This window comes from Arthrobacter sp. ZGTC212 (genome assembly GCF_002929255.1).
Taxonomy (GTDB): Bacteria; Actinomycetota; Actinomycetes; order Actinomycetales; family Micrococcaceae; genus Arthrobacter_B; species Arthrobacter_B sunyaminii.
In genome coordinates this window covers 501,447-511,376 of the sequence record NZ_PJIJ01000001.1, presented here as the reverse complement: position 1 = coordinate 511,376, position 9,930 = coordinate 501,447, and the positions used below count along the sequence as shown (strand labels likewise).

The 9,930-nt window shown below is 61.2% G+C and carries 8 protein-coding genes; 4 read left to right on the top strand and 4 right to left on the bottom strand.

From position 1 onward, the window contains the following. Positions 1-1,032 precede the first annotated feature (1,032 nt). Positions 1,033-2,052 carry a hypothetical protein gene (locus tag CXQ89_RS02590; RefSeq protein ID WP_146067187.1) on the top strand — a complete coding sequence of 340 codons (1,020 nt, stop codon included), beginning with the start codon at positions 1,033-1,035 and terminating at the stop codon, positions 2,050-2,052. A gap of 298 nt (positions 2,053-2,350) precedes the next feature. On the opposite strand, the gene CXQ89_RS02585 is transcribed toward CXQ89_RS02590, so the two are convergent. From CXQ89_RS02585 to CXQ89_RS02570, 4 genes are all read right to left on the bottom strand, one after another. After that, the gene (locus CXQ89_RS02585) at positions 2,351-4,018 is read right to left on the bottom strand and encodes a DUF726 domain-containing protein (protein ID WP_104160193.1); all 1,668 of its coding nucleotides are present in this window, start codon (positions 4,016-4,018) and stop codon (positions 2,351-2,353) included. A gap of 132 nt (positions 4,019-4,150) precedes the next feature. After that, positions 4,151-4,855 (bottom strand): DUF6308 family protein, encoded by a 705-nt coding sequence (locus tag CXQ89_RS02580; RefSeq protein ID WP_104160192.1) that lies wholly within the window; start codon positions 4,853-4,855, stop codon positions 4,151-4,153. 242 nt (positions 4,856-5,097) lie between these two features. Next, a complete protein-coding gene (locus CXQ89_RS02575; RefSeq protein ID WP_219815555.1) occupies positions 5,098-5,556 on the bottom strand; it encodes a hypothetical protein in 459 nt (152 codons plus the stop codon). A gap of 10 nt (positions 5,557-5,566) precedes the next feature. Next, positions 5,567-6,742, bottom strand: coding sequence for a M20 family metallopeptidase (locus tag CXQ89_RS02570; protein ID WP_104160191.1), 1,176 nt, complete (start codon positions 6,740-6,742; stop codon positions 5,567-5,569). A 242-nt stretch (positions 6,743-6,984) separates the two neighbouring features. Between CXQ89_RS02570 and CXQ89_RS02565 the strand changes: the two genes are divergently transcribed. The 3 genes from CXQ89_RS02565 to CXQ89_RS02555 are packed head-to-tail and all read left to right on the top strand — an operon-like array spanning position 6,985 to position 9,900. Then, positions 6,985-7,347, top strand: coding sequence for a DUF6507 family protein (locus CXQ89_RS02565; RefSeq protein ID WP_104160190.1), 363 nt, complete (start codon positions 6,985-6,987; stop codon positions 7,345-7,347). A gap of 4 nt (positions 7,348-7,351) precedes the next feature. Beyond that, positions 7,352-9,274, top strand: a complete 1,923-nt coding sequence (locus CXQ89_RS02560) for a hypothetical protein (protein ID WP_104160189.1) — start codon at positions 7,352-7,354, stop codon at positions 9,272-9,274. Next, positions 9,274-9,900 carry a hypothetical protein gene (locus tag CXQ89_RS02555; protein ID WP_104160188.1) on the top strand — a complete coding sequence of 209 codons (627 nt, stop codon included), beginning with the start codon at positions 9,274-9,276 and terminating at the stop codon, positions 9,898-9,900. The genes CXQ89_RS02560 and CXQ89_RS02555 overlap by 1 nt, the downstream gene beginning before the upstream one ends. Positions 9,901-9,930 lie beyond the last annotated feature (30 nt).

Genomic DNA, 9,930 nt, shown 5'->3' with positions numbered 1-9,930 from the left:
GCCCGGCCGCAGTGCCGGGCCACGAGTCTGTCCTGTTGTCCATCCCTCTTTGCCTCCCGCGTCAACGATGACGCGCTGCCCGAAAGACGATCCACCTTGCTCGACAAAGAACTCCGCCAGAAACTCCAGCCCCTTCGAGACGATCTCGCCCGTGGCGCTGATCCCGAGTATGACCAGAAAACCCCGGTTCACCGACTGGCTAAAGAGCTAAAACGCCCCGTTTATTGGGTCCTCAGGAATAGCGGCGGGGATATGTCCCAAATGGATGAGGGGTACCGTCTATCTAGCGACGAAGAAACCAAGGTTCGTACCGCCCATGGAACCGAAACAGCAGTACGTGCGAAAAAGCAACGCAAACCTTGCCCGCCTGTACCCGGACCTCTGGAGAGGCTGTCTTTAGAGTTGGTCGTTCCGTATGCGGACCTTGTTGATGAAGTTGTACGGAGGGGAGCCGCCCGCAGACATGTTAAGGCCAACATGGTTCTCCCTGCCAAGGAAGTTGCCCGTCTGCACAAACATTTTGCGGAGCGTACCCAATCCCGCAGGAAGCGTCCGGCGTTTTATCGGCCGTCACCCACCGGCAAGATCACTTTTGAGGCCTACGAGAGAATTCCACCTCGGCAGCTGGATGAACTCATCACATCCGGCTTCCTTCCTACTCGGAAGGCTTTGGCACGGGATCCGGACCGTGAATGGCCGCAGATCAAGAGCCACGTTCGTCATCAGAGGGATTTACAGCAACTGGTTCAAGGGCAACCGGACGTTGCCCCCATCGCGTCCGCAGCTTCTCCCAACACACCACACCGCAGCGCTCTACGGGACAGGGCAACGGCCGCTATAGCGCCGGCTCCTGTAGCCGACTCACCGGCTAACGGAGCCCCCGTCGCTCCAGGAACGGGGCCACGCTCCAAGCGTCAGTTGGCACCGCTACGCAGCACTTCAGAATCCGTGAACAGGATCCGAACGGCTTCCGCAGCGAATACAGCGTTGATCCCTCCGAAGCCCGCATCTGTGGCCCAGCTGCAAAACCGCATGGCAGCCGGACTGGTCAAGAAGGAGGTGGAGGGCGGACAGCACACCGGTGTTCCTCCCGAGCCCGCTTTCCGGGCCTATCCCACCACTGTCAGTACGGGTTCCACCGCGGTCTCGGACCTCCAAGAGACTCTGAGAGAGTTCCACCCTCGAATGTACGCGACATTCTTCGATCAGTTCCGGGATGTCCTGGAAGTGGACAGACGAGTCGCGCGGTCCATACGGTCGGGGAATGGGTTCTCCGCCACGGACCCTGAGCATGTTCGCATCATTAGCGAAATCTGTGAGTACAGTTACGGGATTTTTGCCTATTGGGAGATGGGTTCAAAGATTGGCCGGCAGGCCCGGAGCCTTCCGCTCCCGACCGCAAGGAAACTTAAAGCCTCTCTGATGAAACTACGTCCCATGTACATGGGAGTGCTGACCGATCTTTGCCATGGGCGTTTTTTGTTCTGGCGCGTGGGGAAAATCTGGGACCTGTTGGAAGTCAGGTTCGAGGATATGCATGACTGGTTGGACGGACTCGCTGCCGGAGAATACGTTGCACTCACCACCCATCACATTCCGCTAGGCACCGAAAAGAATCTTCCGGTCTGCACAGACTTGTCCCTCCGAGACCAGGACATCGTGAAGTTCATGTCGGAGGCCGCACAGAATCTTCGCCAGGGTGTCCACGGGGTCCGGGGTAGAAAAGCCACCAGTGGCGCTGGGGCATTGGAGCCTCGAAGAGCGGGAACGATGTCCTCCTCAGTGCCGCGGACGCTAGGGTACCGGCCGGAGAACACGTGGCTGGTCCCGATTACGATCACCGACGGGCAGGTCGACACGACCCTTGATGAGGATTTCTTCAGCGGGTTCGATGACAAAAAACCCCACCAGGTTCGCTCCTTCTACCGCCGGCCCAAAGGATCCTCGCCCAACACTCCCCGAACCGAATTCGTCAGCGGACACGTCCGAGGAGGACGCGGTGCATTCGCGGACATGAAGCTGCTTCCAGTAGTTACGATCCGTCGCCGATAGTTTTATCGATGTAAGTCCGTTGCCGTTCATCCAGAGCACCACATTCATAACGCGCAGCGGGGACACCGGGTACGGCAGTTTGTCCTGTTCTTGGATGCTGTCCAGGCGCTTGGCGAGTGCTCCATCTTTTGGGTGAACATCTCGTGCCACAGTCGGTCCACTGTGACAGGGAGTCCTTTAGGCCGGTCTCGGCCTCGCACACGCGGCAAGTGACGGAGCACCGTCGTTGGCACTAAAGCGGCACCGACATTGTCTGGAGTCCTCGGCACATAGAGTCAAGGCTCAGAACCGCCGAGCTTTAGGCAGATATTTCGGCCGGACCGATGGGTGCTGCCGGATGTTCTGACAGCAACCGCACATTCCCTTGGTACTGGGAGTGTCCCTTCACCTGACTTGAGACGTCGATGTTGAGCAGTTTGCCTCCTGCCGGTTTAAAGCCCATGTAGCCGGCAGCTTTCTCCCACGGCTGGCTAGCGGAGTAGGCAACTTTAAGGACATTGTCGTTGGTGGAGTGATAGTTGTAGACGGCGTCATCGACCAAAGCGGTCAAGTCCTTCCAGTCGCCTCTGCCTCCAATAGCAGCGCCAAGAAGGTGCATGGCTTGGACACGCGGTGCACCCTTTTTGCTGGCCAGCGTCTGAGCTGCCACGACCATCGCCCGAGCACCCAAGCTATGCCCCACAAGCACATAGGCTTCTTCGTTTGTCCTAGCCAGGAGATCAGCCAGAATGACACCTGTCTTTTCCGCCCGGTTCTTTGCTACATGCCAGGGGTTTTTAGCAAGGTCAGCGGCCACTAAGGCGGGAGCAACCGGGCCCAATCGCTTAGCGGCCATTTTTGCAGCTCTGGCAGCCGCATCCTTCAGCGCAGCTCCGCCGATGAATTTTGCAGCCCCGGCACCTCCCATGAGTCCGAGGTGTTTGAGCTCCCTGGCTCCCCAGTGCACCCGGTATACGGGCGAATCCGGATACCGGTCCCTAATGATGTCGCGCCACTCGCCCCATCCAACGCCGTTCTCACTGAGGAAGCCGTTGCAAACGATCACGGGAATGCCCTGACCACCTTGCAGCATTTCGATATGGAACGACTTGTCCTCTCGAACATAAGCGTTCATTATGGAGCCGCCCAGCGCTCCGCCCAAGGCTGCACCCAAGGCAGTGATGACGGCGGTGCCTCCGGCCATACCCAATCCGCCAGCCGCGATCGCCCCTCCACCCAGTAGCGCAAGCCCGAAGTTGGTGGCAGCTGCGCCGCTGTAACCTCCAAGGAGCGCCCCGACAGCTCCGCCAAATGCAGGTGCGGCAAGAAGCGCGAACGGAGCCGCCGCCGCCATTCCCGCCCCGGCGAGACCGACCATTTTCACGGAGCGCGCAAGGTCAGGTTTGTCGTATTTGAGGAACTCCTTGTAGTCGCTCAGCTCGCCCATCTTTCGATCAGCTTTCTCAAAACCTGGAATTTCATGACGGTGCTCGGCACAGTATCGCTGCACTCTCACACTGCCTTCTTCCCGCACAGCCATGTTTTTGCACGTGAGGCTTGCGCACGGCAAGGTCGGTGTACCGCAGCCGCCGCAAACATACGCGGGCAGTTGACCCACCGGTCGCTTCGCCTTCCTATGGGCATGCTTGCCAAAACAGGACGAGCACCACCCACTTTTCTCCTCGTCAGTAAGGTCCTCAGCTACCTCGGCAATCCAGCCAGCAGTCTTCTTGAACTGTCGAGCCCGCTTCTCCGCAGCCTTCTGCAGGTCCTCCTCCGGCAAGGTAACGGCCTCGTACCTTGCGAGTGCAAAGGCCCAGGTATTTGTCACCAATGCCCGGTTATCCCCGAGCATCCCTTGCCCAACTTCAGGAATGATGTCGTTGCTGTTCCCGGACAACGTGAGCTTGTAGCCCTTGGGGGAAACTACGTCACACTGAATGCGGCCGCCATAGAGCATGCGGAAAAGGATTTCAGATTTAGGCATAGAACGAATCCTGCCAGACAAATCCTTCTGAAACCGGATATGAAATCGCCATCTTTCCCGAAGGTCACTTCCGAGAGAGGCCCCGTGAAATTCCCGCCTTGGCATCACCGGTAAATGCTCAAAGGCGACCCACTAGGCGGTTTCATCCTCACCGGTCGGTGGCTGAGTAATGCCACCAGTTCCACGCATCCAAAGGACCACATCCATGACCCGAAGTGGAGAAATGGAATGCTGCAGATCCGCCCTGTGCTGGATATCGTCCAAGTGCCTGGCCAGCGCTCCTTCATTCTGGGTCAGGACCTCGTGCCAGTCGCTCCACTGAGTGCCCGAATCCTTCAGACCAGTCTCATTCCTCACGACGGAGTCCCAGATCGGGATGAGCCGCGGCCGCTTGCGGGCCATCAGCTTACTGGCCTTGGTAGGGCCGATGCCCCAGCTTTCGTTGCCCTCCAGATCCTTGCCTCTGAAGAGGTCCCATAGTTGCCAGGCAGCGCTTTCTTCTCCGAGGACACTCTTGAAGTTCTCGTGTGTAACGTCGACCAAATCGAGGTCGACCGGAATCTGCGCGAGCAGGTCAGCCACATCATCGCGTCGATGCTCCAAGATTCCCATGACAGCCTTGGGAGAGAATCGGACGGAGAGAAAAGACGCGGCGAGGAAATCATCCGCAGTAATTGTGTTGGCTACGTCAGGCGCATCGCCTCCGCCAGCCCAGTCATCGAACCGGGCGCCGCTGCGCAGGGTCGTTTTTCCTGGTTGGGGTTTGTTGTAGTAGCTGCTGAGCAGAAGGACCGCGTTGTCTATTTGATCAGTGCGGAGAATTTCTGGAATCTTCATAATCTCTTCCCATCGGTGGCAAGGGCGAGGTCGCACCCAGTGGCCTCGATAGTACAGACTCGACAACCGGTCGCACTTTCCTCTCTTGCGGAGAACCTGCTCCCTCCGTTTTGGGAAACGGCGACCGTTTTGGGAAATCGCTGCCGGTTTAAAACGGCAGGGATTTCCCAAAGTGGCAGGGAATTCCCAAACCGGAGGGAAACGAGGGCCGGAAAAGTGTCAGCTGAAGGACTAGCCCGCCGTTAGTTCTTCCCTGCGTCCCGCAGCGCCTTCCAGGCACCCGTGGACCACAGGGCCCAGATCACCAGCAGTGGCTGGAAGAACAGCCGGCCCAGACGCTTGCCGTCCGTATCCAGGCCAAAAGCATCAGTGTGTGTGACGTACTGCGAGATGTTGCCCGGGAAAATCACCACAAAGAACGCCGCCGCAGCCCATCCCACCGGCACCCGTCGCTTGCGGAGCAGAATCAGCGCCGCGCCAAGACTGATTTCCGCCACCCCGGAAAGCAGCACCACGGCGTCGTCATCCAGGGGCACCCAGTCCGGAACCTGAGCCTGAAACTCCGAACGGGCAAACGTCAGGTGCGAGGTGCCGGCAAACGCCAGGAACGCACCCAGAGCGATCGCGCCCAGCCGTCGGGGTTTCGACGTCGGCGGGGCAGGACGGGCCGCAGCCGCGGCAAGGCGTGAAACGAGAGACATGCGGCCAAGCCTACGTCAGGCGGTTGTAGGCCAGCTGGGCCAGTGCGGCGGCCTGGTCACCCAGCACCGAGTCATCGAAAAGCACCCTCGGCGAGTGGTTCCAGGCCGCCGTCGCGGGATCCAATGACGGCGGTGTGGCACCCAGGAACAGGAAGGTCCCGGGGATTTCGTCCAGCACCAGGGAGAAATCCTCGGACCCCATCAGCGGATCCCGGGACTCCAGCACCCGGTCCTCGCCGAACAGCCCCCGCAGGTCCGCGAGTGCCTCACGGGTGCGGCCGGCGTCGTTGCGGGTGACGGGATAGCGGACGGTGAAATCGACGTCGACACTGCAACCGTGCGCGGCGGCAATTCCTTCCGCGAGCGCCTTCGACTCCACAATCACCCGGTCCAGCGACTGCTCGGACAGTGTGCGCACGGACGCGCCCAGTCTGGCCGTATCCGGAATGACATTGATGGCGTCCCCGGCTTCCAGCTGCGTAACGGTGAGGACAATCGGATCGAAGACGGAGAACCGGCGGGTGGACATGGTCTGCAGTGCGGAGGCAATCTCCGTGAGCGCAGGGACGGGGTCGACGGCGGTCTGCGGCTGGGAACTGTGGCCGCCTGAACCTTTGACCGTAATGCGCAGCTCGTTTGCTCCGGCCATCAGCGTGCCCGGCTTGGTGCGGAAAACTCCCAGCGGACCGGGACGCACGTGGATCCCGTAGGCGGCAACGGGACGTTCTCCGGCGGCGTCGAGCACCCCCTCATCAATCATCAGGCTGGCTCCGTTGTGGCCCTCTTCGCCGGGCTGGAACATGAAGATGACGCTGCCGGCCAGGTCCTGCTGCTGAGCACAGAGCAGCTTTGCGGCGCCAACCAGCCCTGCCACATGCAGGTCGTGCCCGCATGCGTGCATGTTTCCGTTGGTCGAGGCGTATTCCAGGTCCGTCAGTTCGGTCACCGGCAGCGCATCCATGTCCCCGCGCAGCAGGACGGCCGGTCCCGGCTCGGCTCCGCGCAGCACGGCGACTACGGACGAGGCCTTCAACCCCAGAGTGATTTCCAGGTCCAGGCCCTCCAGCGCAGCAACGATGCGGGACTGGGTCCGCGGGAGGTCGAGCCCGGTCTCCGGATCCTGATGGAGTTCGCGCCGCAGCGCCACAAGTTCCGGGAGGATCGCCTGTGCTTCAGAAACAAACATGCATTGAGTCCTGTCATCCGCGCTGATGCCCGGCCGCAGCAGCGGCAGGAGTGTTACTAAGGAGTAAACCATCCCTGTTGCCGAGGGCACAGCCGCCGCAGCGCTCCGGGACAGTCCCGGAAGCAACAGAACAAGAACATCACCCGCGGAAGTTTTCCACAGTCGGCAGCATTACGCTGCCGGTACGGAGCGTCCCTGCCTACTCTGTGCACACGAGTCTGGGCACACGAGGGGGCAAGCTCATGAACTATGACATTGACACAGCGGCCGTACAGGCTGTGCTCATGGCCGTTGCCGTCGAGGGCACGGCACTGAACGAGTCAGCGAACGCTGCCAGGCAGGCGGGCGACGACGCCGCGGCCGGGTTCGGCACGGCGCAGGAAGTGGCGGAGGCTTTCACCAACTTCTGGAGAACCCGGGAAGATGTGGCACAACGGGTTTCCAGCTTGGTGTTCCGCAAGGCAGACAGCGTCGCTGCAGCCGCCCAAGCCTTCGTCGCGGCCAACCAGGAGATGACGGACAGCGCCCATCAGGCTCTCGCCCGCATCAGTACGGACTTTGCCGCCCCCGTGCCCCGGCACCGGCCGAAAACCCCTGTGGCCTGACACCATGGCATCCATCGACCCGGTTCTCCGCATCGACGTCCCCTGGACGGAACTCACTGTTGCGGTGGAAGACATGCGGGCCAGGGCATCAACCACCCCGAGCATCCTGGATGCTGCATCCGCTGCCTGGAACGGGCTGCAGCAGGCATATCGCCACCCCGGCACCCAGGACCGGGTTTACGCTGCGCTCAAGGACCTGCGTGATCCCACAGTCGATTGGGCCGTGGCGCTGTCCTCCGCGTGCGCAGCCGTGCAGGATTTTGCGGCGGCCGGGCGGCCGCTGCAGCGCGAATCGGAGTCCCTCGAAGCCGAACGCGCCGGACTCCTGAGAACGGCTGCCGAAGCAGAAGACTCCAGCACTGAGGACCAGGACTCCGCCGAACGCGCCGTGGCGGATTTCAATGACCGGGTCCGGTCCCTGCAGGACAGGTGGAACAGCCTTACTGCGGGCACCGCTGCAGAACTCGCCGGTATCACGGGAGGCACCGGAGACGGACTCCCGGTAACAGCCGCAATTGGCGGCCGAACACTCCCCTCGGTTGACTGGCTTCATCTGAGTTCCACTCTGGACAACATCAGCGCAATCGATCCGGAAGCCGTGGTGGACTCCATCCTTTACCTGAACGCTGAAGAGCTCCGCGAGTGGGCCCAGGTCAATCCGGAGGCGGCGCTTGTCCTTGCGACAAACAAGATGCCCCACCACGGTCGGGATCCCGAGCGGACCATGGGCAACGTCAGCAGCTACGGTTACCGGCGCGAGCGGGGCAGCCTCGCCGCAACCCTGGCGCCGGAAGGCATCGCACTGATCCGGGAGACCTGGCTGGATCTGACGGACCTGGAACAAAAGCGGCTGCTGCTCCTGTACCCCGGCACGTTCGGGAACATGAACGGCATACCGATGGAACAGCGCGCCTTTGCCAATATCGTCACGGTTGCCGGGTTGCGCGAACAGGTCACCCGGCAGATGGCCGCCATGGGAGGTGAACCGGTTAAGAGCAGCTTCGCGCAGAACCCCGGGGAGCAGGCGCTGTACACCTCGCTTCGCTCCGTCTGGGACGAACTCAATAAAAAGAAGACGGGCCTGGACAATGCCGTGGAGAGTAACCGGCAGGTGGTGATGGTCGGTTTGGAGGGAGACGGCCGCATTGTCACCATGAACGGCACTCCGTCGCAGGACGCTAAAACCAGCACCATACTGGTCCCCGGCACCAGCAGCGACCTGTCGGCTCTGGAGGATTACGCCCTGCGGCTGGACAACATCACCTCGGACCGGGGTGCGGACGATGTCTCCTTCTACTGGCAGGGCACCGACCTTCCCAACGAGGTGCCGGATAACAGGTTCAGCTCCTACAACGAAACCGGGGGACCTCTGCTTGCCGGCTTCGACGCAGCCCTTGACCTTGAGTTGTCGCCGGAGACGAGAAGCACGTACATCGGGTACAGCGCCGGAGCCGCCCTTGTGGGGACCGCTGAACGCGAAGGACTCAATTCCACCAACATCATCTATCTCGCCCCTTCCGGTGCCGGCAACGAAGTCGACGGCGTGGAAGACACCCGAAATCGGGAAGCCCACCGATATTGGATCCAGACCCGGGACGATCCCATCGTGCTGGCGCAGCTCCTCGGCGGCATTCCCCAGGGTGGAGACCCGCAGCAGATGGATGTGGTGCGGCTGGAATCCGGGTTCATAGACCACGCCCAGGGCGGCCCGTTGGTTTCGGGCCACGAGGAATACTTCGCACCGGACTCTACGGCCATGCTGAACATGCGCCGGGTGGTGCTCAATGAAGCCGTTTTTCCGTACGTTCCTGATGAAGCCTTCGTGGATGAAGGCGGCATGTGGACGTACAGTCCATTAGAAACCAGACCGCAGAATTACGCGGGAGAGAAAATGCCCTCGGTCCCCGTGGAAAGTGCAGGCCCCTGATGCAGGAACGTTCCTCGAAATCGCCGCGTCTCGCGGCCGCCGCACTGTTGATCTTCAGCCTGGGAGGCTGCACCTTGATTTCAGAAGCCGGAACACCCGATCCGTCCACCGCATCCTCGCGTCCCGCCGCCCAGGTGCTGCCCGAGCTGGAAACCATCCTGCCGGACCTCATGGCGCTCGGCGGCGAGGCGTCGCCGCTTGCCGTCCAGCAGCTCAAGGAAGAATCCTGTCTTGACCCCTTGCAGGAGGACAACTGGAATACCCAGACCCGCGCCCTGGGGTGGCTGGTAGGCAGATTCACGGATCATGAGTCAGCCCAGGGAGCCATGAACGCATGGAAAAGCCACCTCGAGACAGGGGGGTGGGTCCAGGACGACGAGTTGCGCAACGCGCCCGAAACCAACGGCGATGTCCACGTCCTGCGCTATCACAACGAGGACCTGCAGCTGAGTGCCCGCTACGACTATGCCGAACTCAACGGCAGCCGGAACGTGAGCGTCGTGATCACCAGCCCCTGCATGAAGAACCCCGAAGACCACCGGATGACCCGTTCCAAACTGGACCCTGACTACGGCGTCAGCAGTAAGTACTATGACTCCGATGCCGAAAAGGCTGACCCCGCCTAGCCCCGGAAGACATGCCGTCCAGCCCTAGAC